We start from the raw sequence: 22,979 nt of genomic DNA, 5'->3' as shown, positions 1-22,979 counted from the left end.
GCCTCGTTACAGAGCCTTGTCACTGGCATGAACGGTGCATCAAGAGCCAATATCTTAACGTCATTTGGGTCTATGACCTGATTTTGAGTTGACAAAAGTGCTAAAGACAACGAGCACTTAGTCGACATAGTGAATATGAATTTTTCTACGTTGGTAACGGTATGAAGCAGTGGTTTTTAATTGTGTGTGGCATTCTCTCGGGGTGTGGCAGCATCAATCAAGATATGGTTCTGGGTGGAAACATGTTAGATACGGCCCCAAAAACGAACTCTGAACTGAGACACCCAGAATGGGGCTATGCCAGCTCAACAGGTGCTGTTACTTCTTCTCATGTGAAACAAACTTCAGGCTCTGCAGCAACTGCTTCGCAAAACATCACCTCACTGGAGATGTTTTTAGACAGGCACAATATTTCCCATGAGACGATTAGTGGGGGACATTTAATGGTGCGTTTGAAAGATCAGGTACACTTTCAGACAGGCTCTGCGCAGTTGTCGTTACAATCGCAAGATTGGTTAAGAAGTCTGGGGCACTATCTTGCCGGTAGAACCGATGTCGACGTCGTGATTGATGGCCATGCGGACAGCACAGGCGCTACCAGTTTCAATGACACCTTATCAGAGAAGCGGGCACGTGAGGTTGAAAAACAATTATTAGCAACCAGTATTCCACGCCAGCGAGTTTTCTCCCGTGGGTTTGGTGAGCACGTCCCACAATGCAGTAATGCGACATCAAGTGGTAAAGCGTGTAACCGACGTGTGGAACTGATGTTGATTGTCAGTGACTAGCGGCTGACAATTAGTGCAATAGAAAAAGAAAAGAGGCACCAATTGGTGCCTCTTTTACTTTCGCCGGTGTTCTTAGGGGGAACTTAGGCAAATTCTTTTTCAATGTACGCAACAATGTCTGATGACTCATAAAGCCAGTCTGTCTTGCCATCTTTTTCGATTCGAAGACAAGGAACTTTGATTCGGCCACCGCCTTGTTCAAGCTCTTGTCGATGCAGTGGGTCGTTTTTTGCGTCACGTAATTCGATATTTACTGATTGTCGTTTCATCGCACGACGAACTTTTACGCAGAAAGGACAAGCTTCAAACTGGTAAAGCGCAAATTGTTTTGCTTTGTTGTCAACGCTCATCTGTTCATTAGCATCACGCTTGATTCCACGAGGAGAAAAAATAGCGTTAAGCAATAATATGACTTTGCCTAAAAACCAACGAATAAACTTCATAACGAATCCTTGATGTTCAATGGAAGAATGCCCTTTGTGTATGCAAGCATGATAGGTGTTGCATTGGAAAGGAGTCTATCAGTTGTTCAGGTTGGATTAAACCATGCTTTTTATCAGGACTTTTTATCAGGGTAATAATCGTTTGAGCCAGCCTAAAACGCCACCGGACTTTCTTGGGTTTGCTTCTCGACCCAAGTAAAAGCTGCGCATCAGTTCTGATCTGAAAGCGTCCATGTCCATTCGTTTAATCACTAACTCGTGCTGGAGGGTAGCTTGGGTTTGCTCCGCATGATCGTGAGCCAAGCTGAAGTCCATATTCAGATAACCCTGAGTATAGAGCCAAAGATGAGTGACAAGAATGAGGTCTTCTGCTGATTGATTGATGAACTTACTTGCGTGTTCATAGCCTACCGATTCGCTGAGTGCTATTTGCATCTGCTGTGTAGTGTGAGCGTGCTGCTCATAAAGTGCACTGGCTTCAATATGCGATTTAGTAAGCAAGCCCAGTAGATGAAGTGTCGGGGCTGTTGTCGGTTTGTTTTCACATACTCTATTGAACAGCGAATTTTGCTCTTCCAACCAACGCTTCTTTGCCGCCTTATGCTCGGTTACAAAGGGAATCGTTCTGACTCCCATTTCATTAATCAGTTCATTAAGTGGCGTCATGACTTTGCAGTTCCTTCACCGTGACTTCGATATGTTGATCATTGATATCAACAAATATAGACGTACCGGTGATCATAACAGAAAGGCTCGCGCCTCGGTCAAGGTGCTGACAAATCATATCAATGGCTTCGTAATCAAAGCTCGCGACACTCACAGGAAGCATCGAAAACTTGCCTGATACTTTCTCCCACCAAACAGAAGCTTTCGTGTTGTAGCTGTAGACTTTTACGTTCTTGGCCTGACGTGTGGCTTTCTTTATTCGGTCTGGATCTGGCTCACCAATGTCAATCCAGTGGATGATACTTTGGTCATCAGCAATGTGCCACAAATCAGGCTCGTCAGTTGTCGATAGCCCTTTGGTAAATTCCAAGTCACTTTCCGCATTTAGGCAATATGCTAATACACGAGCCAACATGCGTTGCGATTTCTCAGAGGGATGCAGCGCGATGGTGAACTTTTTAGAATCATAATAGTCGTTGTTCATATCTGAAATATCGATACGAAACTTATAAATTGTTGGTTTTAGCGCCATGTTTTTATCAGTGCTTGATGCGAAAAATTAGTTACAGGAAAAAAAATAGCCAGCTAAAAGCTGGCTATCATATCAAATTCTTTAAGAATTAAAGTACTTTGATTTGCTCTGCTTGAGGGCCTTTTTGACCTTGAGAGATAACAAATTCTACTTTCTGGCCTTCAACTAGAGTACGGAAGCCGTCACCAGTGATTGCAGAGAAGTGAGCAAATACGTCAGGACCGTTTTCTTGTTGGATGAAACCGAAGCCTTTAGTTTCGTTGAACCACTTAACTGTGCCAGTAGCTGTGTTAGACATGTCTATTTTCCTAAATATCTAAATTTGTGTAATCTTTCGCCTCAACGGCGCTTATAGCGTGGAAAAATAAATTGCTATTGCGTACCACAGGACGACGGAGTTACAAGTAATCCAACGAAATGTGAAAACAAAGAACTTTCTTTCTAGCCGTGGTTGAGTCTAGGTTAAATACAGTAAGAGTCAACAGATATTAGTAGTTTAAGGGAAAATATTTGTATTTTGTCACTATTTAATCAGCATGTTTTAGAGTAATTTTCAATTAAATGACGTCGTTGTGAAGTTTTTGAGCATAATTCTCATTTTAATTAATTAAATTGACTTATTTTTCTTATTATTGTCCAATCTGATCCGACCATTAAGGAGGATTTATGGCGAAGTTAAAAACTAATCCTCAGCCGAAAGAATTCAATAGAGATACCGAGTTCGGCAGAGGTGAAATAAAAGACAATGCGTTAAAAGCCGTTGTTACCAGTCAATTATTTAAAACACGAATTGTTAGCGCGAAAAAAGGTAAAGGCAGCTTCAGTCGGAAAATGAAGCATAGAGGCAAAGAGCCCTATTCAAAGTTCTCCCAATGTGGATTTTGAATAGGGCTTTTTTTACACGTTTCTCATGATTCTCGAAGGAAGAACAGCGTACTGATTGCCAGTGGAACTGTGCGTATCTTCCACATCCGGTTTTTCTGCTTTAAATCGCCTAGTCGATATCAGTTCCTTGCTATACTCAATTGAATTCCATGTTTTTATTGTGATTTCTGTGACGGCTTCCAGTCGGTTTGGCGCGAGGAGAGTTATGTTTAAAATCTTCATAATCCTGCTATGTATTATGGCCTCACCGCTTTCCCTGGCTAAAACAGCCTTTGAGATCGTCCAAAAGTCTGATCAAATGATGCGAGGAAAGTCTAGTTACAGTGAAGCAACGATGGACATTATCAGGCCAGATTGGCGACGTTCGATGACGATGAAAAGCTGGACGAAAGGCACTGAACTTTCCTTAGTTTTGGTGACAGCTCCGGCAAAAGATAAGGGAAGTGCTTCACTAAAGCGTTACAGAGAAATGTGGAACTGGGTGCCGAGTATTGAGCGAATCATTAAAATTGCACCATCAATGTTGAGCCAGTCATGGATGGGGTCGGATTTCACCAATGATGATCTGATTAATCAGTCCTCTATCGTTGTGGATTATCAACATACTTTGGTGGGAGAAGATACTTTTGATGGTGACAAAGTATGGAAAATTGACGCTATCGCCAAGCCCGATGCCCCAGTCGTCTGGAACAAAATTTCATTGTGGATTTCTCAGAGCACTTACCTACAGCGCAAGATAGAATTTTATGATGAGTTTGATGATCTGGTTAATGTGATGACCACTTTTGATGTCAAAACTTTGGGTGGCAGAAATGTTGCAACCCGCATGGAAATGCAACCTCTCGAAAAGCCGGGTAATAAAACGGTGCTCACCACACATCAGGCGCAGTTCGACTTTAAAATTGACGATGACTTCTTCTCTCAACAACAAATGAAGTCACTGCGAGATTAAGGCGTTTTGTCATGGGTGAAGAGGTTAGCGTATGCTGATGAAACTTGCGTGGCGAAATTTGTGGCGGCAAAAGCGGCGGACGTTGTTAACTGCGACTGCGTTGGCTTTAGTGCTGTTTCTTTCGTTGATAACACGAGCCTTTCAGGAAGGTAGTTACACGTCCAACATAAAAAATGCCGCCAAGTTCTACACGGGTTTGATCCAGTTACAGAATCCAGAGTTTAGTGATTCTTCCAGCATTGACGATGTTCTGCCGCAGAGCGAGACGTTTATCTCCTTTGCAAGGGAGAACCCGAATATTAATGTCATTTTGCCAAGACTTGAATCTTTTGCACTTGCTGCCAAAGGTGAACGTTCCAAGGGGGCTCTGGTTCTGGGTGTTGATCCGGAAGCCGAGGACGAATATTCCAGCATCAGTAGCAAAATAGTACAAGGTACTTATATAGCGGCAGGACAAAATTCAGTCCTCGTAGGCGGCGGGTTAGCTCAGTATCTTCGTTTAGACGTTGGCGATGAGCTGGTCTTATATGGCATGGGCTATCATGGACAGACGGCGGCGGGACTCTATCGCGTTGCTGGTATTTTGCATTTCCCTTTGCAGCAATTAGATTCCCAACTCGTGTACATGCCGCTTGATACTGCGCAATCTCTGTATTCCCTTGATAAACAGGTTACCGCTTGGGTACTCAATACGGAAAGCTTACTAAGCTTGCCTGCAGTCGTTGACCAACTAAGCCGAGACTATGGTAAAGATGTTGCTGTGAAAGACTGGAAAACTTTGTCTCCAGAACTTTCACAGCAGATTGCGTTAGATAAAGCTGGCGGAATCTTTTTAATTTATATCCTTTACGGCATCGTTGGTTTTGGCCTGTTTGCAACCATTCTTATGACCACTCTGGAAAGGCAGCGAGAATTTGCTGTTATGTTGGCAACCGGAATGCTGAGGAGGAAGTTGATTTCATTGTTGGTGATTGAATCTCTTTTTATCTCCATTTTTGGGATTCTGCTTGGTTTGCTTGTTAGTGCGCCCGTACTTGGTTACTTCTACTTTAATCCGATTGAAATTACTGGTGCGGCTGCCGAGGTCATGTTAGAAACTGGCTTTGAACCCATCGTTCCTGTCTCAGTGGATCCACACTTAGCGTTGAATCAAATTCTGGTTGTTCTTCTTATTCTCTTTTTGTGTCTTTTGTATCCGATGGCTCGCTTATTACGCCTGCCAATTGCAAGCGGACTAAAAGGAGGCGCGTATGTTGATTAAATTAGCGTGGCGCAACTTATGGAGAAATAAGATCAGGACATCCATCATGATGGGCGCCATGGTATTTGGCTTGATGGGTGTCGTTGCCATGATTGGTTTTATGAATGGCCTCGTCGATAGCATGATAAGAAATTCTATTGCCTGGCAAACCAGCCACTTACAGATTCATCAAAGCGAATATCTGATTAACCCCGAACTTAAAGACATTATTCCTGATGCTCAGGCAATTGCCGATATTTTGACAAATCACCCAGAAGTGAAAGCAGTGTCGGAGCGTTTTCTGGCTGATGGAATGATAGCTTCTGCTCGGAGTACACGAGGCATCCGTATTAATGGCGTCAATATTGAGCAAGAACAGCGAATCACGCCACTTGCAGAACACATTCTGCAAGGTCAATGGTTGGATGACGAGGGGAGAAACCCGATTATAGTCTCCCAGAAAACCGTGCAAAGATTAAAGTTGCGGATAGGTTCAAAAGTGATTTTGACGCTTTCTGATGTTAATGGCGAGGTTTCTGGGGCAGCTTTTCGTGTGCGGGGGATATTCAAAACGCCATCCACGGCATTTGACGATGGTAATGTATACGTCCGTAAAGCGGACCTTGAAAAAGTCGCAGGTCTTAGAGGCGCACACGAGATATCTATTTTACTCAACTCGAACGACGATAAGCTCCTTGAGAAAACCAAGACGTTTACTCAGTCGTTATTATCTCAGATGACAAAAGAACCGCTGGTAGTGAGGAAGTGGATTGAGATACAGCCTTTGCTTTCAACAATGATGAGTTCGATGGACATTTCGAATCAAGTCATGCTGGTGGTTTTTGTATTGGCTATGACACTGGGCATCATCAATATAATGCTGATGTCGGTGTTCGAGCGAACCAGAGAGTTTGGGGTGTTGATGGCTGTTGGCATGCAGAAACACAAAATTCGCTCATTGATCATCTTAGAAACCATGTTTCTCGGTCTGTCAGGTTGTACGTTAGGATTGCTTGGCAGTGCCATCATGCTGAAAGTTCTAAGTATTACTGGATTGTCTCTTGGTGGTCTTGCTGACGGGCTTGGGGCATACGGGGTTGATACCTTGCTTTTCCCAAGAGTCTCTTTTGATGAATACCGAATGATCATTGTGGCAATTTTTGTTGCCAGCCTGTTTGCTGCGTTGTATCCCGCGCGACAAATACTCAAGCGTCGACCAGTGGATGCCATGGCGGAGAAAACCTAATGACGATTAAACTCGAACGATTGACCAAAACATACAACCCCGAGAGCGATTTCCCAGTTCATGCGGTTAAGTGTGTGGATTTAGAAATCAAGCAAGGAGAGTTTGTCGCCATAATGGGACCTTCTGGTTCAGGAAAAACGACCTTATTAAATATGCTTGGTGGCATCGATTCACCAACTTCAGGTCGAGTCGAGATAGACGGTTGTCTTATCTCAGACATGTCTGAGAAAGAGCTGATTGCATATCGACGAGACAATATTGGTTTTATATTTCAGGACTACAGCCTGTTACCCGTTTTAACTGCGCTGGAGAATGTGGAATTTGTCATGCAGTTGCAAGGCAAATCGGAAAGGGAGTGTCGCGAGCGTGCTACGTCTTTGCTGGAACAGGTGGGGTTGTCTTCTCAAATGCATAAGCGTCCGAGTAAAATGTCCGGTGGTCAGCAGCAACGCGTGGCGGTAGCGCGTGCTCTTGCACCTAAACCTCGTTTTGTGATGGCTGACGAGCCAACTGCCAATCTGGATGCGAGGAGTACGGCTGAACTGCTCGACATTATGGAGCAACTCAGTGAGCAAGAGGGTACGACATTTATCTTCTCTACACACGATCCTCGGGTGATTAAACGCGCACACCGTATTATCGTCTTTGAAGACGGACGTTTAGCTCGAGATTTCATGAATATCGGCAATACAGCGGAGAGAACGCATGCCTAGGGAACTGTATAGCTGCAGCCTGAAACAGGCGTTGACTATTCCCTTGCTAACACTCACTATTTTTCCAGCTTTCGCCGCTATTCCGGGTTTAGAACCGGAAAAATCCTGGGACTTGGACGGCTATGTCAAGTACATGGCAACGTATAGCATTCCCGAAAAGCAGAGCAACACGCTCGATCATCTCATTCATAATCGCTTTAATCTTGAGTATCGATTTTCACCAAATTGGCGTGTAAATGTGGGAATGAGAAATCGCGCGATATGGGGTGATGCGCTGGACATTGCTCAATATCCGGATCTGGTCTCACTGGATAATGGCTACCTCGATTTGAGCAAAAACTGGCGTGAGGATAAAGTCATTCTCAATACTCAGCTCGACCGTCTCTACGTGTCCTGGCAACAAGAAGACTGGATCGCTCAATTCGGCAGATTCCGAGTCAACTGGTCGATGAATACCGTCTGGAATCCAAACGATATCTATAACGCTTACTCTATTTATGATTTTGATTATGAAGAGAGAGCGGGGACCGATGCGGTTATGGTTAGCAAAAAGCTGGGTTTTGCCGATGGCATAGATTTAATTTTCGCGCCAGCCAAAACGCCGGATAAAAACAGTGTATCAATGCGCTATTTCGCGAATAGTTCAGGTCTGGATTATCAGTTGATTGCAGGTCGTGCGAACCGGGATTTTGTTCTTGGAGCAGGTTTTGCGACGGATATTTACGAAGCAGGTTTTCGTGGAGAGCTGACATGGTTCGATCCTGTTGACTCGGAGTATCAAGGTGAACTTACCGAGAGCACCATGGTAGGCAGTCTCGAGATGGATTACAGCTTTGGTGGAACGCGCAGTTGGCTAGGACGTGCGGCTTGGTTATTTATTTCGGATCCTGAAGATGCATCAAGTGCTTTGGCATACCTAAATCTGCCTCTGAACGCAAAAACGTTAAGCTTCACGCAACACACGGTTTATGCGGATTTGAGCTTTGACCTCACATCACTCAATCGCCTCACCGCATCGGTAAGTTATTACGATGATGGTTCGTTTTTTTCTGGTCTGTCGAGCAATTACTCACTTGCTAACGATTGGCAACTTCTTACTGTAATACAAAGCTTTAACGGATCAAATGACAGCCTTTTCGGCGAAACACCTACCATTTTATTGTTTGCGAATATTCGATACAGCTTTTAGCGACAGCTAGTTTATTGTCTCTAAGCGATCACTTTATCAAGATGGGTCTAACTATAGACTTTGGTTATCAAAGTTATAGTTAAAACCGAATTTTCTTACTCAGTGCACAGATCTAATATGACTCCATCGGCAGCAAACACTGCAACAGAATTTTTAATTTACCAGGAGCACGATATGAGCACACAAGTAAGCCTGATTGGTTTGGATCGCCAAGACTCTGAGCAACTAGCACAACAGTTGAATCAACTACTTGCCAACTATCAAGTGTTGTACATGAACACCCGTGGTTATCACTGGAACATCAAAGGACATCAATTCTTTGAGCTACATGTAAAATTTGAAGAAATCTACACAGACATACAAGTGAAAATTGATGAACTGGCTGAACGTATTTTGACCCTGGGTTACACTCCGGCTCACGCCTTTAGTCACTATCTCGAATCAAGCGAAATTAACGAGCATCAAAATGCGACTTCAGGTGATGAGTGTGTGAAAGGTCTGGGTGATGGCTTTGGCGTTCTTCTTATCAAGCAGCGTGAAATTCTGCACAACGCTGGAGAAGCAAACGACGAAGGCACGGCTGCGCTGATGGGTGACTACATCCGCGAACAAGAAAAGTTGATGTGGATGCTAAATGCTTACCTTCAAAGCTAATCAAATAAGAATCGGGGAAATAAGTTCAAAAGAGCACGAGCGTGCTCTTTTTTTTATTTGATGAAACTGACTAACTGTTTTGGGTTTGGCGCAGGTGTGATGATTCGAAATACATCAACAAATCTGTGAGTTCTTTCACCGCGAGGGATGCGGAAGAGTTAAACTCCGTATGGTTCCCATGATGAATAAGACAAGAAGGCATTTTTGCATTGTACGCTGCCTGCAAGTCATAAAGGAAGTCTCCCACATACAGCACTTCGTCGGGCATCAACCGCCAATCCTTCGCTAACACCTGCAGAGACAATGGGTCGGGCTTAGGTGGATAGCACTCTCGAGTAATAACACGCTCAACCACGATCTGGTTATGTTCTAGTTTTCGTTGTGTTGCAATTTGGCAATTTCGTGTGACGATGGCCGTCTTAATAGCTTTCTGATGCAAGTAGGCCAGAATTTCATGACAGCCTATCATCGGTGATGACTGATTTGCATCAGATATCTCGTGATCAAAAATAACGTTATGGGCGTGCTCTTTATGGTGCGGGTGTTCTAACTTCTCCACAAAATCCAATAAGTCTTCAGACTGCGGACAGCCAAGTTGATGACGTAGATGTTTGAAGTCCATATCAGAGCTCACAAGCGTGTTGTCTAGATCGAATATAACGGCTTTGATTCTATCGAGTATTAATGGAAATGGGACCATTGTGACCTCATGGGGAATTAAAACTATTTTTAAAACATAAGCTTAATTATTAGTTTAGTCTCTATTTTGATTTCTGCTCAAGACGAAAAATTTTCCCAGTGTCGGTTGAAAAGTAGAGGTATCCATCAGGACTGATGGTGATGTCTCTGATTCTCTCCCTCAGGTTTTCCATCAGTCGCTGATACTCAGTCAGGTTACCGTTTTCAATAGAAACGACATTGATGTGCGTAAGCTTAAGCGCGCCGGCAATGATTTTTCCATTCAGATCCGGGTATTTATCGCCGCGATAGACCACTAAGTTACTTGGTGCGATAGAGGGAATGTACACCAGTTTTGGATCTTCCATACCCGGTAAGGATTTGGCCTCACCGACGTCAAGCGGTCCCCAGTATTCCTGACCCTGAGAGACTCTGGCCCAGCCATAGTTAGCGCCTTTCTTAATCAGGTTGATTTCATCGCCACCTCTCGGACCATGTTCAATGGACCACAGTTGTTTAGTGGACTCATCGTAGTACAAACCTTGCGGATTACGGTGGCCATAACTCCAGATTTCAGGTCGTCCTTCAGGGCTTTTAAATGGGTTATCAGCAGGAACAGTACCGTCCAGATTAAGGCGTAAAATTGACCCTGCATGGGTTTGCCGGTTTTGCCCGTTATCGCGCTCCCCCCGATCTCCAATAGAAAAATAAACCTTATCATCAACAAACGCTATGCGGCTTCCGAAATGCCTTCCAGTATCAGTAATTGCATCTGCTACGAAGAGATCTTTCCAACCGACTAATGCATTTTGCTGAAGAGTCGCGGTGGCTAAAGCGACGGTGTTCCCTTTTTCGGTTCGCTTACTGTAAGTAAAGAAAAGTTGTGGATTTTGTTTATCAGCATTCGGTGCAAGAGCCACATCGAGTAAGCCAGCTTGTCCGATATTACTGACGCCTGAAACCGTGAAAAGCGTTTCACGTTTACCCGACTCGACGTTAAGCAGAGAAATAGTACCGTTCTTCTCGTTAACCACAGCACGTTGTGAGTCGAGAAACTCAATTCCCCACGGAACCTGGAATCCGCTTGCGATTTCTTTTGCCTGATAAGTTGCGGAGTAGGTGGGAAGCGATAAACAAGCGAGTAAGCCGATGATAAATGTTCTCATGGATCCTTCCAATTTAGAGCGTGTTTGCTACTAAAAAATTAACACCAGATCGATGGGTTTGTCAGGAATTGATCTGTATACAGATGTAAAAAATCGATGGAAAAACCCCCGATATGAAATCGGGGATTGAATTGCGTTATCGAGAATGAATAACTGGGCGTTTTACATTGCTGCTTCGAAAATGGCAGAGATTTCTTCGTGCGTAGCTTGTTTAGGGTTAGTGAAACCACAAGCATCTTTCAGAGCGTTGTCCGCGAGCGTAGGGATGTCTTCCAACTTAGCCCCGAGCTCTTTGATGCCTGCCGGTATACCGACGTCTTTAGCTAACTGGACAATCGCCTCGATTGCAGCCGCTGCACCTTGCTCTGGTGTCAGGCCTTCCACATTCACTCCCATCGCTTTCGCCACGTCAGTCAGGCGTCCAGGGCAGACTTGCGCGTTGTAGCGTTGTACGTGAGGAAGCAGGATAGCATTACATACACCATGTGGCAGATCGTAGAAACCGCCTAGCTGGTGGGCCATCGCATGGACGTAACCCAGCGAAGCATTGTTAAATGCCATACCAGCCATAAACTGTGCGTACGCCATTTGCTCACGAGCTTCTAAGTTTTGACCGTTTTTCACAGCGGTGCGCAGATGTGCTTGAATCAGCTCAATCGCTTTGATTGCTACAGCATCAGTGATTGGAGTCGCTGCAATGGATACGTATGCTTCGATCGCATGAGTTAGTGCGTCCATGCCAGTAGCTGCGGTTAGTGAAGCAGGCTTAGCAAGCATCAGTTCCGCGTCATTTACAGAAATAAGCGGTGTAGTGTGTTTATCTACGATAGCCATCTTAATGTGACGCTCTTCATCGGTGATGATACAAAAGCGAGTCATTTCGGAAGCTGTACCAGCGGTCGTGTTGATAGCGATTAATGGCAGCATTGGTTTCGCAGACTGATCAACCCCTTCGTAATCTGAAATGTGGCCACCATTTGCTGCGACTAGTGCGATACCTTTCGCGCAATCGTGTGGTGAGCCACCGCCAAGTGAGATTACGAAGTCACAATCGTTCTCTTTTAAAAGCGCTAAGCCATCATTAACGTTGGTGATAGTAGGGTTTGGTTGAGTGCCATCGAACACAACGGTTGGGACGTTTCTTTCATTAAGAAGGCCTTGAACCTGTTCAACTACGCCGATTTGGTTAAGGATTTTATCGGTAACGATCAAACCTTTTTTAAAGCCTTGTGATTGAATACTGTTCGCTGCGTCTTTGAGGCAGCCAGCGCCCATTAGGTTTACCGTAGGGATAAAAAATGCACTTGTCATATTGGATTGCTCCGTCGTTCGTTATTGGTTTTATTAATTGGAATTTGCTGTTGCACAGTATGAAGGTGCAACACTAATATAACGTAGCGCAAAAGTGCAACTTGTTGCTTAAAAGATTAGTAAAAATTGAGGTTTAATGGCGATTTGTATCTAAATTAGACTAAAGTATAAGAAATCCCCATCAATTGTTGAGTTTATCAATGGGGATTTGGTCAGTGCTTTTAAGTTATCTATCAATAATTAAGCTATTTCGACCAGTTTTGATACTAACTTTTCAATACCTGATGCAGCTTGAGAGATATTTTCCGCTAACATATAGGCAGGTGTTGAAAGTACATTGTGTTTCTCGTCAAATACATACTCATCGACTGTACACGAGATATGCTCTCCGCCCATTTGATTAAACGCAGCCGAAGTTGCTTCATCATTACCAATGGTTCCTTGCACTCCATGTTCATAAATCATCGGAATGATGACAGGAGCGATACATAAGTAACCCGCAGGTTTGTTCGCATGAGCGAATGAACGGCAGGCTTGGGCGACGTGCGTGTTGATAGAGCACTCAGCGCCAGACACTGCGAAGTCAGTTAAGTTTTTTGCCGCACCAAAACCGCCTGGTAAAAGTAATGCATCAAAATCGTCAACATGCAGCTTGGCGACATCTTCAATCTTTCCTCGTGCGATACGCGCTGACTCAACTAAGACGTTTCTGGTTTCGTCCATTTCTTCACCAGTTCGATGGTTGATAACGTGTAGCTGGTCTATATTTGGCGCAAAGCAATGCCACGTAGCACCTGCTTTTTCAATTGCATGGAGCGCTAATACTGCTTCATGAAGCTCTGTACCATCGTAAACACCAGCGCCACTGAAGATTACTGCGACTTTTTTCATCTGAGAGTTCCTTTAGTCTGAGATTTCCATTTATTTCTCTTTTCTATTAGAGAATAAACATGAGTTTCGACGCTTATATTTTCGCTATCTACTTCTTCATCATAGTAGTGCACGAAACAAGGTGTCAGCATAATGCGGCTAAATTGTTTCGTATTTGTTCTAAACTCGTAACGGAATAATATTTAAACGTATTTTTACCAAATAGTCTGTTGAAGCCAGTTATTTATGAGTTAAGCTGACGCTTAATTTGGCATTCGTGAGTAGTAGGTCACATGGAATCCGTGCAGTTTCGGTTCACACTTTATGGTTGTATTGCCATTCTTTCTTGGAGTTGCTTATTAGGTATTGCAAGATTGGTCACTGAGAGTCTTGGGCCCGTCGGTGGCGCAGCCATGCTGTATTCTCTGAGCTCTGTCTTTCTCCTGATTGTGGTGGGTATTCCAAAACTATCTTGTTTCTCCCCTAAGTATTTAATCTTAGGCGGTTCGATGTTCATCTGCTATGAGATATTTGTTGCTTTGGCGCTCGGTTACTCAAACTCACGTGCGCAGGCGATCGAAGTTTCTATCGTGAATTATCTGTGGCCTGCGCTGACAGTGTTATTTGCCGTGCGAAGTAGTAATAAGAAACCAAGTTGGCTGCTTTATCCTGCGGTAATTATCGCCTTTGTTGGTGTCGCCTGGACGGTGAGTGGCGATAACGGATTATCGTTGCAACAAATCGTTACGAATGTAAATGGTAATCCGGTAGTGTACTTTATGGCCTTTACCGGTGCCGTCATTTGGGCTGTGTACTGCAATCTCACCCAGAAGCAGCAATCTAAACACAATGCTATAACGCTATTTTTTATCGCTACAGCGGTCTCTTTATGGGTTAAGTTTGCTGTAACGGATGAACCAGATATTACATTCTCTTGGTCAGCAATCGGCTATTTGTTTGCTTCTTCTGCTTTGATGGCGGGTGGCTATGGCTTATGGAATATCGCTATTGTCAGCGGAAATATGGTATTTCTCGCAACGCTTTCTTATTTCACACCTATATTTTCTGCGTTATTTTCTTCAATCATTCTTGGCGTTACGCTTAGCCAGAGTTTTTGGAGTGGGGTTGTGATGGTGACAATAGGCTCTCTCTTGTGTTGGCTAGTAACAAAAGAAAAACGAGAAGCTGCGGGTTAGCGCAAGTTTCCTCTTCAGTTACAACGCTAAACACAAAAAAGCTCCCTTGTTTGGGAGCTTTTTACTGGTGTTCGATAATCTAGCAATGTGCAACGTTTAGCTGAAGCTGAAGTTTGAATCTATGTTTCGACAAGCGTGTTGTTAGTTGCTTACGTGTTTGCTCTAGCGTTTCTAACTCGAGCATATCATCATCCACATGAAGATCGATGTTGACTCGCAACTCTTGTCCAACCTTAGTTATACCTGCAACTTTTAGCTGGTGGTCTGAAACTTTTTCTATCTCAAGTACATCATTACCTACCACCTGACATAGCTCTTTGCTTGGTGCCATCATGAGTAGTTCGCGTAGTGCACCACATAACATATCAAACGGTACTTTTAAAAAGTAGAAGCCCATTAGAACCATCATTACGGGGTCAGCGTATCTAGCGTATTCCGCAAACGGTGATAAAGATACTAACCAAGCCGCTACAAACCCCACAGTCACTGCCACACTTAACAGTGTATCCATTTGCCATTGCTTCGTCTCTGCTTCAATAAGTCCGGATGTTGAGAGACGGCTTCTTTTGGCCATAAACCACCAAGCGTAAGCACAGCCTAAAATGTTTACTGCACCAAAGATTGTGGCAATAGATGCATCTACTTCACGACCACCTGACATTAATGAAGAAATCGCAGAGTAAAGAGAAAATAGCACCACTACGAGAATAACTGTTGCCTTGATCGCAATAACGATAGGCTCTAATACTGCTTTACCAAATGGAAATACAGAGTTCGATGGTTTGTTAATGTAGTAAGAAGCAGCCAGTGACAATAATGTTAGCAGTAGGCTGACTAAAGAGTAAACACCATCAAAAACGATAACAATTGACCCAACGAGCAGCCCAAGCACGATACCACCAGCAGCAAACCCAGATGCTAAAAGGGCTGAGATGGTTAGAATATGGTTTTCGCTTCTGCTTGTCCTGACACACATGATATATACCTTGTAGTTTTTATACCTCTATATTCTTTGTCTACAAGGCTATTAAGGCAACTGGAATTTGAGTAATTACGATTGCATGTTTAGGGTTTTTGTTTTTATTTAAATTAAATCAATAAGTTATGTTGTATTTTTGGTGTCATTAAAATTGACGCTCACTGTGAGGTGTTTAGAAGTCAAATAAATATTCGCTTAGTTTGTCCTCTAGCCAGGTTATTGCAGGGTGCTCAATTTGGCCGTTTGGAGAAAACATACAGTAGTCTTCTTGTGTTAATCCATAGGTGTGTTTGATGACAGCTAGCTTTTGTTGGCGAAGGTAGTGGCGGATCAGAGGCTCTGGCAGCACTCCCCATGCGTCTTCTTCCAAAATAGTGCTAAGCATGTAGTCGAAGCTAGAAAACCCAATGTACCTGGTCGAGAATGGTTGCAATTCAGGGTTATCTTTCTCATTTAAATAAACCATCAGCGCTTGCATCTGGCTGCGTAACTCCTCGTCGGAAACACGACGCATTTTGCTTAGTCGATGTTCTGTATTGCACACCGACATCATTCGTATTTTTCCCAGCGGGTTATAGACGATATGCGGATCGTTCACGCGCTCATAATCGACACCAAAAGCGAAGTCTACTTGATGAGTGCTAACCAAGTTTGCCAAGTCACCACTTGAGGCGAGGATCAAGTTGAAGGTGGTCGACGGGAATCGGTTATTTAATGTGTGCGAAAGTTCTTGCCAGAGATCGTCAGGTAATGAGTCGTCTCGTGCGATCCAAACTTCCGCGTTGAACCCTTCTGACATTTGACCGCAGGTCTTTCGAATACGTTGCTCGATAACTAATAGGTATTCGCAATCTTTATAAATGGCTTTACCGGCTTCAGAGAGCGTAAGTTGATTCCCTGTTCGAATAAATAATTCGACATCGAGCTCTTTTTCCAAGGATTTAATCGACATACTCAGTTTGGTTCGGTTGCAGTCCAATTGCCGTGCGGCTTCAGATACGGATCCACAATCAGCGATAGTACAGAAGGCTTCTACTTGCGTTAAGTTCATGATTTGAAACGACCGAAAAGTAATTTGAAATTAGCGGGAATAAGGTACATAGCTATTCCGGATGCTGTGAAAGACTAACGAAAAAAATGTGATTTCGCCAGATAAGTCTATGGTCTTTTTGTGGTTTTGGGGTACCCTATACCGAGAAAATGTTGACCCGTCGAATTTATTTTTGCAATGTGTCGTAATTGGCTATTAATAGCTTAGGCTGTAATGTGACTTGGTTATCATAATAAGCCTATTATTGCGGCATCTGCGCTGAATAGATGTTATCTGAAGGAAGCTTCTTGGGGTGTAACGCCCAAAGTGTTTTATACAGTTTGAACGGGATTGAAGTTAGATAACCAAGCAAAATCCTCTTCACCTTAACTAGAGCAGTTTTGGCGTCACATGGTGAGATGTGAGATATAAGAAGTGAACATGGAGGCCACGATGGCACAAGATTGGGACGGCTTAGCAAAGAACTGGGAATCAAATCCCGCAACAAAGCAATTTGCTCAGTCAGTGTTTGAACAGCTACAACAGTTAACTCAGCTTGATGGCATTAAAGTATTAGATTTTGGATGCGGAACAGGGCAATTAAGTCAGTTATTGTCACCAATCGTAAAAGATATCGTGGCTCTAGATGCATCTGAAGAGATGATCGAAGAGTTAGACAAAAAAGAACTGATTAACGTTGAGCCTGTCGTTGATACATTGTCGCGCGGCCTTGTTGCTCAACATCCAGCATTTCGTGGACAGTTTGATTTAGTGGTTGCATCTTCAGTTTTAGCTTTTGTCGATGATATTGATACAGCATTGAATATTTCGCAATCATTACTAAACCACGGCGGTTACTTTGTACACTTTGATTTTGTATCTGACGTAGCACAAGAAGGGGTTACGTTGGCGAAATCTGAAGACGCGCTAATCGCAGCCGGTTTCACCGATGTTGAAGTGAAGTCTGTTTTTGATATTACATCAGATGGGCAGACCCTGTCGGTATTGATGGGTGCTGGTCGCCGTTAAGACCAATTTAAAACACAAGAAAACAAGCGAGCTCAAAGGCTCGCTTTTTTATTGGTTATTACCCAGACGCTTAACCTGCTTAGGCAGAAATGAGCGTTTTAATTTCATCTAAAACCTGCGCGTTGGCAATGGCGCCGATATTATCTATCTCTCTGCCATTAATCACTTGTTTGACAGCGAGTTCAACTAATTTGCCCGATCTTGTTTTTGGAATATCACTGATAGCAAAGATTTCACTTGGAACGTGCCGTGCTGAACAGGCAGACTTGAGCTGAGCTTTGATTTTCGCCACCATGTCATCATTTAATTTATCGCTATTTGCAAGTTGAACAAACAGCCAAATCTGCTCGTTACGATCGACTTCTTTCCCGACTGCTATCGAGTCCACAATTCCTTCAATTGCGTTTACTTGCTGATAAATTTCAGCGGTGCCTATCCTTACACCTCCGGGATTCAAGGTGGTGTCACTTCGTCCATAAAAGATGTAGCCGCCAGTAGATGAGTTTAACTCTACATCGTCACCGTGGTGCCACACATTATCGAACTTATCCCAGTAAGCTCGGTGGTAACGTTCTCCGGTATCATTCCAGAATTTGACAGGGAAGTTAGGAATTGAATTGATACACACCAACTCGCCTCGCTCACCCAAGACTTGATGGCCTTGTGGATTAAAGACTTTTGCGTCAACCCCTAGTCCGGCGCACTGACATTCACCACGGTAAACAGGAGATATCGGATTACCTAATACAAAACAGCCACAGATATCTGTACCCCCAGAAATGGAAGCGAGGTGAACATCTTCTTTTAGATGTTGATAGACATAATCAAATTGTTCAGGGTAGAGGACTGAACCTGTTGAGCAGATAGTTTTTAACGATGGAAATGGATCGTTTTCTTTCGGCGAGTAACCGGCTTTTTCTATCGCTTCGAGGTATTTTGCTGATGTACCAAATAGTGATACGTCCGCATTTTTTGCCAGGTTCCATAGTACCTTATGTGAGGGATACATTGGACTGCCATCAAATATAACCAGGCAGGCTCCACTTGCTAGTGTGGACACGTGCCAGTTCCACATCATCCAGCCGCACGTTGTGTAATAAAATACTCTGTCATTTGGCTGAATATCACAATGTAACTGATGTTCTTTGACGTGGTTGAGTATCGTGCCACCGACAGAGTGTACGATGCATTTAGGTTTCCCGGTTGTGCCGGACGAGTAGAGTACAAACAACGGGTCATTGAAGTTAACGCGAGTATAAGTGAGTGGCTCTGGAGCATACTGATTTAACACGTTTTGCCAGTCTTGGGTGCAAACATCACATTCAAAGACGTGTGGTTTCAGGTAGCTGATTTGACAAACCTGTTTTAATTCATCGAGCTGATCCGCTATGTGCTGGTTCTTGTCCGCCATATCGAATATTTTGCCGTTAAATGAATAACCATCACAGGTAAAGAGGATTTTGGGTTTTACCTGCCCAAATCGTTCCAAAACACTCTCTACACCAAAATCTGGGGAAGTCGATGTCCATGTTGCACCCAGACTGGTTGTCGCCAGCATAGCAATGACGGATTGAGGCAGATAAGGAAGGTAACCAGCAACCACATCACCTTGCTTGATGCCACAATCTCTCAGCCACTGTTGAAGGCTGGAAACGTCTTCACATAGCTGTCGCCATGTGTAAGTTTGTCGCTCTTCTCTTTCATTTTCGAACCAAATCGCAAGATCATCAGGATTGTGATACGCGAAGCTGAGCAAGTTTTCCGCATAATTTACATGAGCATCAGGAAACCAAAGTGCGTCACGATTAGGAACTGGTTGTTGCCATTTACTTTCAGACTGGCTTTTAACCGTTTCTCCGGGATTACCAATCACGTCACAAAACAACCAGACTTCTTGCCAAAATTTCTCTGTATTTTCCAACGACCACTGATGCAGATTGGCAAAACTTTCGATGTCATTCCCTTGCCTGTTTATGTGTTCGATAAACTGGGTGATGTTGGCTTCCTTGATACGACTCTCGCTCGGTTGCCATACTTTGTTGTTCTCGCTCATAGCTTCCTTCTATAACAAAGTGATAACACGTTAAGTCTGAAAGGTTTCATAAATAATGTCAAACTTGGGGTTAAGTGTTTGATGTGAGTAATATCATAACCTTACGTGTTATTGTAAACAATTTGTTACACCAAATTAAGTTAGGGAAAATCGCTGAGGGATTGGAACCAGAAAAGAGTACGGATAGGCTTAATGTAAAGGATTTGTTAATGGAGAATAACCATGACTCAGTATCATTCTAAGCCCGTTGATCAGGATGGAAGGGTGGAATGGAGCATCGAAGAGGATGCTATTTGGCGAGACTTAGTGACGAGACAGATGAGTGTTATTCAAGATCGTGCGTGTCAGGCGTACTTACATGGACTGTCGTTACTGGATTTGCCTCAGGATCGTGTGCCACAACTGCCAGAGATTAACCGAGTACTGAAGGAAACGACGGGTTGGCAGGTAGAGCCTGTCCCAGCACTGATCGATTTCGATCGATTTTTTAATCTGTTAGGTAATAAACGCTTTCCTGTCGCCACTTTTCTTCGTAGCCGAGAAGAGTTTGATTACTTACAAGAACCAGACTTCTTCCACGAAATATTTGGACACTGTGCCATGCTGACTAACTCTGATTTTGCTGCGTTTACGGAGCATTATGGGCAGTTAGGGCAAGCTGCGACACCTAAGCAACGAGCTTATCTTGCTCGCTTGTACTGGTTTACTGTCGAGTTTGGCTTAGTAAAAGAAGGCAACACAACCAAGATTTACGGAGGAGGCATTCTTTCGTCCCCGGGTGAAACCATTTATGCGTTGGAAAATGATATCGCGATTCGCGAAGCATTCGATTTACAAACCGTTCTGCGAACGCCTTACCGCATCGACATTATGCAACCGAAATATTACGTCATAGATGATTTTTCACAGCTTTATCAAATCAGCCAGTTAAATTTATTGAAGCAAGCCGATAGGGCTATTGAAGCTGGATTGCTTCCACCATTATTTGAACCAAAGGAACCTGCTCATGTTGAATGAACAAAAATGCGAAGCTTGTAGTATCGATGCCATTGCACTTAGTAAAGAAGAACAACAGTCTCTACTTTTGCAACTATCTGATTGGCAGATCATTGAGAGAGAGGAGATTCCTCAGTTAGAGAAAGTGTATAAATTTAAGAACTTCAAGCAGGCTTGGGCGTTCAGCAACAAAATCGCTGAGTTGGCTGAAGACGAGTTCCATCATCCGTCGATTTTGCTGGAGTGGGGCAAAGTGACGGTGACGTGGTGGAGTCACTCGATTAAGGGCTTACACAAGAACGATTTTATCTGTGCATCCAAGTGTGATGCTCTGGCTATCGAAGGGCAATAAAGCACCTAAACATAGCCTGCCGTATCTTCCCGATAACGACAAAGGTACGTAGTCGGGAATCTCAGACTGATACAATTACGCCCGAATTTGCATTCGGGCGTAATCACTTAGGAGAAAAATAAACGTTACAGCTCGATACGATACACAGAGGTGGTGCCCGAAACCTCATTACCTACCGCAATAAAGTGGCTGCCGTTGCGTGTGAAGTAATTAATTGACTCAGGTGCGAGATCACCAGCTAACGGGTTGTAGGTATCGTTAGCACATTCATTATCTTCAACTTGTGTGCACACTGGCTGTTCGTAGTTGCGATTGTTAATGTATTGAATGAATACGGCTTGTTTAGGCTGCGTAATATCGTAAACCATGATGCCACCTTGGCGTTCAAGTCCTATGAATGCATAGTGGCGACCGTTGATTTGTGCAACTTCGATCGCTTCGGGCTCAATGCCTTTATCGTCACTTCGATTGTCACCGCTGTCATTACTGTCGTTGGTGCTGTTGAAGTTTTTTCCTTCATTAATCAAAGCGATGGTTTCAAAATCATCACCGCTGTCAAAAACACGTTCACCGTTCTCATCCCAGATTGAAAAAGATCGGGTACCAAAAGCCTGAACATTGTCGCTTGCAGATAGGGTTGTCGCGGGTTTGATGATTTTTAAACGGCCTAACAGCTGCTCATCTTTCAGTGCAGGAGCAAGCGGGTGATCGTCTGCTACTTTTAGTTTTTTGCCGCGAACTTCATCCAAGTGACTCAAGCACGTGCCTTCTTTGCTGGTGTAGGCGTCTGTGCCTTGGTAGTCATCTTCATCCCACGTAAAATTCGCCTGATCACAACGGTCCTGAGTGGTTTTGAAACCATACTCTCGTCCATCGCCCTCATTGGCTGAAACAATGTAGGTGTTACCATCCACGGAGTAACTGTCGAGTGTATCTGGCATGTACAATCCAACCAGTTGCGGGTAGCTTTTAAAATTACCGACGATCTTGTCTTTGTCAGACGCATCCAACTTAGGTTCTGACCATGATTTCTCACCTAACCCGACGATTTTTTCTACTGATTTACTTTCTGGGTTAATGATAGCCATGGCGTTATTTTCTTGTAATGCCACATAAATCTTGCCGTTGTCAGCAAACGTTAAGTATTCAGGCTCCAGATCTTGAGCGACGCTAGCGTTTGGTCCAGAGATACGCACGTTTGCAGGTAGCTCATTAGCACGCGCATTATCAAAATCACCAAAACCGATTTGTGTGACTTCGGCGTTGGTAACGCTTTGGCTTAAATCCACTAACGTTACGCTGCCTTCCGGGTCTACGCTGTAATCACCGTTTGGCTCGCCTTCATTGGCGGTAGCAATATAACGACCATCTTTAGAAAAACCGACCATATCTGGTAACGCACCTGCAGGGAAGGTTGTAATAAGAGAGAGGTCATCTGAACGATAAAGCGCAATGATGCCGTTGTCCGTTTTGTTGCTATTCTCTATTGCAACCGCTACAAGACCGTTGGATACAGCGACGCTGTTTGCAGCACCAATATCGATGGACGCAGCGTTTCCGGCACTGTTCAAATCAATGAACGCGGATTTTGTAGGGATCCCCTTTTCATCCATGGATAAGACATCGACACGTTTCGCCTGCGCGTTAACGACATAAAGTCTATCACTACAAGAGTCGTAGCTGACAATTTCTGCCGCCGAAGTATCAAATGGAGCATCTGCGATAGACGTCCCCATTAACGTCAAACCGTGGACAGAGGTTTCGCCGGCAACGGGTGCAATGGTACTTTTACACTCCGCACTAAAGGAAGCCAACGTATTGTCAGGTGTTGAAGAACATGCAATGGCGAGTGAGGAAAGTGCTAATACACCGATGGCCTTGAATGGGGTGGTCATGATTTCTCCTTATCAATCCGGTACAATGTCGTTCAATGCATAGCCTTGTAATAAATATTCACTTCTATAGTTGAATAATTTTGGAGCATTGATCGATGTGTGTTTTGGTAAGGCTA

General features: G+C 43.8%; 23 protein-coding genes and 1 pseudogene. 12 read left to right on the top strand and 12 right to left on the bottom strand.

Going from position 1 to position 22,979, the window contains the following annotated elements; genetic code table 11:
* Positions 1-161 precede the first annotated feature (161 nt).
* Positions 162-788, top strand: coding sequence for an OmpA family protein (locus WJM94_RS20400; RefSeq protein ID WP_444496011.1), 627 nt, complete (start codon positions 162-164; stop codon positions 786-788).
* Positions 789-871: 83 nt separating this feature from the next.
* On the opposite strand, the gene WJM94_RS20395 is transcribed toward WJM94_RS20400, so the two are convergent.
* The 4 genes from WJM94_RS20395 to WJM94_RS20380 form a co-directional block, all read right to left on the bottom strand.
* Positions 872-1,231 carry a glutaredoxin family protein gene (locus tag WJM94_RS20395; protein ID WP_444496010.1) on the bottom strand — a complete coding sequence of 120 codons (360 nt, stop codon included), beginning with the start codon at positions 1,229-1,231 and terminating at the stop codon, positions 872-874.
* Positions 1,232-1,357: 126 nt separating this feature from the next.
* Positions 1,358-1,897 (bottom strand): hypothetical protein, encoded by a 540-nt coding sequence (locus tag WJM94_RS20390; protein ID WP_444496009.1) that lies wholly within the window; start codon positions 1,895-1,897, stop codon positions 1,358-1,360.
* Positions 1,884-2,429 carry a YaeQ family protein gene (locus WJM94_RS20385; protein WP_444496008.1) on the bottom strand — a complete coding sequence of 182 codons (546 nt, stop codon included), beginning with the start codon at positions 2,427-2,429 and terminating at the stop codon, positions 1,884-1,886. Before WJM94_RS20385 ends, WJM94_RS20390 begins: the two co-directional genes overlap by 14 nt.
* 88 nt (positions 2,430-2,517) lie before the next feature.
* Positions 2,518-2,727 carry a cold-shock protein gene (locus WJM94_RS20380; RefSeq protein WP_005375625.1) on the bottom strand — a complete coding sequence of 70 codons (210 nt, stop codon included), beginning with the start codon at positions 2,725-2,727 and terminating at the stop codon, positions 2,518-2,520.
* Positions 2,728-3,095: 368 nt separating this feature from the next.
* Here WJM94_RS20380 and WJM94_RS20375 point away from each other — a divergent pair.
* The 7 genes and pseudogenes from WJM94_RS20375 (at position 3,096) to WJM94_RS20345 (ending at position 9,308) form a co-directional block, all read left to right on the top strand.
* Positions 3,096-3,343 (top strand): annotated as a pseudogene (locus WJM94_RS20375) (alternative ribosome-rescue factor A).
* A 176-nt stretch (positions 3,344-3,519) separates the two neighbouring features.
* Entirely contained in the window at positions 3,520-4,266 is a 747-nt protein-coding gene (locus tag WJM94_RS20370) for an outer membrane lipoprotein-sorting protein (RefSeq protein WP_444496007.1), read from the top strand.
* Positions 4,267-4,297: 31 nt separating this feature from the next.
* Positions 4,298-5,527, top strand: coding sequence for an ABC transporter permease (locus WJM94_RS20365; RefSeq protein ID WP_444496006.1), 1,230 nt, complete (start codon positions 4,298-4,300; stop codon positions 5,525-5,527).
* Positions 5,517-6,752 (top strand): ABC transporter permease, encoded by a 1,236-nt coding sequence (locus tag WJM94_RS20360; protein WP_444496005.1) that lies wholly within the window; start codon positions 5,517-5,519, stop codon positions 6,750-6,752. Before WJM94_RS20365 ends, WJM94_RS20360 begins: the two co-directional genes overlap by 11 nt.
* Positions 6,752-7,465, top strand: a complete 714-nt coding sequence (locus WJM94_RS20355) for an ABC transporter ATP-binding protein (protein ID WP_444496004.1) — start codon at positions 6,752-6,754, stop codon at positions 7,463-7,465. The genes WJM94_RS20360 and WJM94_RS20355 overlap by 1 nt, the downstream gene beginning before the upstream one ends.
* Positions 7,458-8,654 carry a hypothetical protein gene (locus tag WJM94_RS20350; protein WP_444496003.1) on the top strand — a complete coding sequence of 399 codons (1,197 nt, stop codon included), beginning with the start codon at positions 7,458-7,460 and terminating at the stop codon, positions 8,652-8,654. Before WJM94_RS20355 ends, WJM94_RS20350 begins: the two co-directional genes overlap by 8 nt.
* Positions 8,655-8,828: 174 nt before the next feature.
* Positions 8,829-9,308 carry a Dps family protein gene (locus tag WJM94_RS20345; protein WP_444496002.1) on the top strand — a complete coding sequence of 160 codons (480 nt, stop codon included), beginning with the start codon at positions 8,829-8,831 and terminating at the stop codon, positions 9,306-9,308.
* A 70-nt stretch (positions 9,309-9,378) separates the two neighbouring features.
* Here the strand turns inward: WJM94_RS20345 and WJM94_RS20340 are convergent, their stop codons facing one another.
* The 4 genes from WJM94_RS20340 to elbB form a co-directional block, all read right to left on the bottom strand.
* On the bottom strand, positions 9,379-10,008 hold the full coding sequence (locus WJM94_RS20340) for an HAD family hydrolase (RefSeq protein ID WP_444496001.1): 630 nt from the start codon (positions 10,006-10,008) through the stop codon (positions 9,379-9,381).
* Between the two features lie 61 nt (positions 10,009-10,069).
* Entirely contained in the window at positions 10,070-11,152 is a 1,083-nt protein-coding gene (locus tag WJM94_RS20335) for a PQQ-dependent sugar dehydrogenase (RefSeq protein ID WP_444496000.1), read from the bottom strand.
* 162 nt (positions 11,153-11,314) lie between these two features.
* Complete coding sequence (gene yiaY / locus WJM94_RS20330; RefSeq protein WP_444495999.1) at positions 11,315-12,463, bottom strand: L-threonine dehydrogenase; 1,149 nt, start codon at positions 12,461-12,463, stop codon at positions 11,315-11,317.
* A gap of 240 nt (positions 12,464-12,703) precedes the next feature.
* Positions 12,704-13,354 carry an isoprenoid biosynthesis glyoxalase ElbB gene (gene elbB / locus WJM94_RS20325; protein ID WP_444495998.1) on the bottom strand — a complete coding sequence of 217 codons (651 nt, stop codon included), beginning with the start codon at positions 13,352-13,354 and terminating at the stop codon, positions 12,704-12,706.
* A 272-nt stretch (positions 13,355-13,626) separates the two neighbouring features.
* Here elbB and yddG point away from each other — a divergent pair, with 272 nt between their 5' ends.
* A complete protein-coding gene (yddG, locus tag WJM94_RS20320) occupies positions 13,627-14,529 on the top strand; it encodes an aromatic amino acid DMT transporter YddG (RefSeq protein ID WP_444495997.1) in 903 nt (300 codons plus the stop codon).
* A gap of 79 nt (positions 14,530-14,608) precedes the next feature.
* Here yddG and WJM94_RS20315 read toward each other — a convergent pair whose 3' ends face one another.
* Both WJM94_RS20315 and WJM94_RS20310 read right to left on the bottom strand, forming a co-directional pair.
* A complete protein-coding gene (locus WJM94_RS20315) occupies positions 14,609-15,505 on the bottom strand; it encodes a cation diffusion facilitator family transporter (protein WP_444495996.1) in 897 nt (298 codons plus the stop codon).
* 175 nt (positions 15,506-15,680) lie between these two features.
* The gene (locus tag WJM94_RS20310) at positions 15,681-16,559 is read right to left on the bottom strand and encodes a LysR family transcriptional regulator (RefSeq protein WP_444495995.1); all 879 of its coding nucleotides are present in this window, start codon (positions 16,557-16,559) and stop codon (positions 15,681-15,683) included.
* 432 nt (positions 16,560-16,991) lie between these two features.
* On the opposite strand from WJM94_RS20310, the gene WJM94_RS20305 reads away from it, so the two are divergent.
* A complete protein-coding gene (locus tag WJM94_RS20305; protein WP_444495994.1) occupies positions 16,992-17,567 on the top strand; it encodes a class I SAM-dependent DNA methyltransferase in 576 nt (191 codons plus the stop codon).
* A gap of 79 nt (positions 17,568-17,646) precedes the next feature.
* Here WJM94_RS20305 and WJM94_RS20300 read toward each other — a convergent pair whose 3' ends face one another.
* On the bottom strand, positions 17,647-19,620 hold the full coding sequence (locus tag WJM94_RS20300; protein WP_444495993.1) for an acetoacetate--CoA ligase: 1,974 nt from the start codon (positions 19,618-19,620) through the stop codon (positions 17,647-17,649).
* 222 nt (positions 19,621-19,842) lie between these two features.
* On the opposite strand from WJM94_RS20300, the gene phhA reads away from it, so the two are divergent.
* Together phhA and WJM94_RS20290 are read left to right on the top strand one after the other, a co-directional pair.
* Positions 19,843-20,637 (top strand): phenylalanine 4-monooxygenase, encoded by a 795-nt coding sequence (gene phhA / locus WJM94_RS20295; RefSeq protein WP_444495992.1) that lies wholly within the window; start codon positions 19,843-19,845, stop codon positions 20,635-20,637.
* Positions 20,627-20,968 carry a 4a-hydroxytetrahydrobiopterin dehydratase gene (locus tag WJM94_RS20290; protein ID WP_444495991.1) on the top strand — a complete coding sequence of 114 codons (342 nt, stop codon included), beginning with the start codon at positions 20,627-20,629 and terminating at the stop codon, positions 20,966-20,968. The genes phhA and WJM94_RS20290 overlap by 11 nt, the downstream gene beginning before the upstream one ends.
* A 125-nt stretch (positions 20,969-21,093) precedes the next feature.
* Here WJM94_RS20290 and WJM94_RS20285 read toward each other — a convergent pair whose 3' ends face one another.
* Complete coding sequence (locus WJM94_RS20285; protein ID WP_444495990.1) at positions 21,094-22,863, bottom strand: choice-of-anchor I family protein; 1,770 nt, start codon at positions 22,861-22,863, stop codon at positions 21,094-21,096.
* Positions 22,864-22,979 lie beyond the last annotated feature (116 nt).

Origin of the sequence: Vibrio sp. YIC-376, from assembly GCF_052353105.1 — a bacterium.
Classification (GTDB): domain Bacteria; phylum Pseudomonadota; class Gammaproteobacteria; order Enterobacterales; family Vibrionaceae; genus Vibrio.
This window is presented reverse-complemented; position numbering and strand designations above follow the sequence as displayed.

What these genes read in the sequence shown, in the direction of transcription:
- WJM94_RS20345 (WP_444496002.1), top strand. Translation starts at nt 8,829, where the DNA reads ATGAGCACACAAGTAAGCCTGATTGGTTTGGATCGCCAAGACTCTGAG.
- phhA (WP_444495992.1), top strand. Translation starts at nt 19,843, where the DNA reads ATGACTCAGTATCATTCTAAGCCCGTTGATCAGGATGGAAGGGTGGAA.
- WJM94_RS20350 (WP_444496003.1), top strand. Translation starts at nt 7,458, where the DNA reads ATGCCTAGGGAACTGTATAGCTGCAGCCTGAAACAGGCGTTGACTATT.
- WJM94_RS20390 (WP_444496009.1), bottom strand. Translation starts at nt 1,897, where the DNA reads ATGACGCCACTTAATGAACTGATTAATGAAATGGGAGTCAGAACGATT.
- WJM94_RS20385 (WP_444496008.1), bottom strand. Translation starts at nt 2,429, where the DNA reads ATGGCGCTAAAACCAACAATTTATAAGTTTCGTATCGATATTTCAGAT.
- elbB (WP_444495998.1), bottom strand. Translation starts at nt 13,354, where the DNA reads ATGAAAAAAGTCGCAGTAATCTTCAGTGGCGCTGGTGTTTACGATGGT.
- yiaY (WP_444495999.1), bottom strand. Translation starts at nt 12,463, where the DNA reads ATGACAAGTGCATTTTTTATCCCTACGGTAAACCTAATGGGCGCTGGC.
- WJM94_RS20305 (WP_444495994.1), top strand. Translation starts at nt 16,992, where the DNA reads ATGGCACAAGATTGGGACGGCTTAGCAAAGAACTGGGAATCAAATCCC.
- WJM94_RS20290 (WP_444495991.1), top strand. Translation starts at nt 20,627, where the DNA reads ATGTTGAATGAACAAAAATGCGAAGCTTGTAGTATCGATGCCATTGCA.
- WJM94_RS20285 (WP_444495990.1), bottom strand. Translation starts at nt 22,863, where the DNA reads ATGACCACCCCATTCAAGGCCATCGGTGTATTAGCACTTTCCTCACTC.
- WJM94_RS20310 (WP_444495995.1), bottom strand. Translation starts at nt 16,559, where the DNA reads ATGAACTTAACGCAAGTAGAAGCCTTCTGTACTATCGCTGATTGTGGA.
- WJM94_RS20300 (WP_444495993.1), bottom strand. Translation starts at nt 19,620, where the DNA reads ATGAGCGAGAACAACAAAGTATGGCAACCGAGCGAGAGTCGTATCAAG.
- WJM94_RS20315 (WP_444495996.1), bottom strand. Translation starts at nt 15,505, where the DNA reads ATGTGTGTCAGGACAAGCAGAAGCGAAAACCATATTCTAACCATCTCA.
- WJM94_RS20380 (WP_005375625.1), bottom strand. Translation starts at nt 2,727, where the DNA reads ATGTCTAACACAGCTACTGGCACAGTTAAGTGGTTCAACGAAACTAAA.
- WJM94_RS20365 (WP_444496006.1), top strand. Translation starts at nt 4,298, where the DNA reads ATGCTGATGAAACTTGCGTGGCGAAATTTGTGGCGGCAAAAGCGGCGG.
- WJM94_RS20370 (WP_444496007.1), top strand. Translation starts at nt 3,520, where the DNA reads ATGTTTAAAATCTTCATAATCCTGCTATGTATTATGGCCTCACCGCTT.
- yddG (WP_444495997.1), top strand. Translation starts at nt 13,627, where the DNA reads ATGGAATCCGTGCAGTTTCGGTTCACACTTTATGGTTGTATTGCCATT.
- WJM94_RS20340 (WP_444496001.1), bottom strand. Translation starts at nt 10,008, where the DNA reads ATGGTCCCATTTCCATTAATACTCGATAGAATCAAAGCCGTTATATTC.
- WJM94_RS20360 (WP_444496005.1), top strand. Translation starts at nt 5,517, where the DNA reads ATGTTGATTAAATTAGCGTGGCGCAACTTATGGAGAAATAAGATCAGG.
- WJM94_RS20395 (WP_444496010.1), bottom strand. Translation starts at nt 1,231, where the DNA reads ATGAAGTTTATTCGTTGGTTTTTAGGCAAAGTCATATTATTGCTTAAC.
- WJM94_RS20400 (WP_444496011.1), top strand. Translation starts at nt 162, where the DNA reads ATGAAGCAGTGGTTTTTAATTGTGTGTGGCATTCTCTCGGGGTGTGGC.
- WJM94_RS20335 (WP_444496000.1), bottom strand. Translation starts at nt 11,152, where the DNA reads ATGAGAACATTTATCATCGGCTTACTCGCTTGTTTATCGCTTCCCACC.
- WJM94_RS20355 (WP_444496004.1), top strand. Translation starts at nt 6,752, where the DNA reads ATGACGATTAAACTCGAACGATTGACCAAAACATACAACCCCGAGAGC.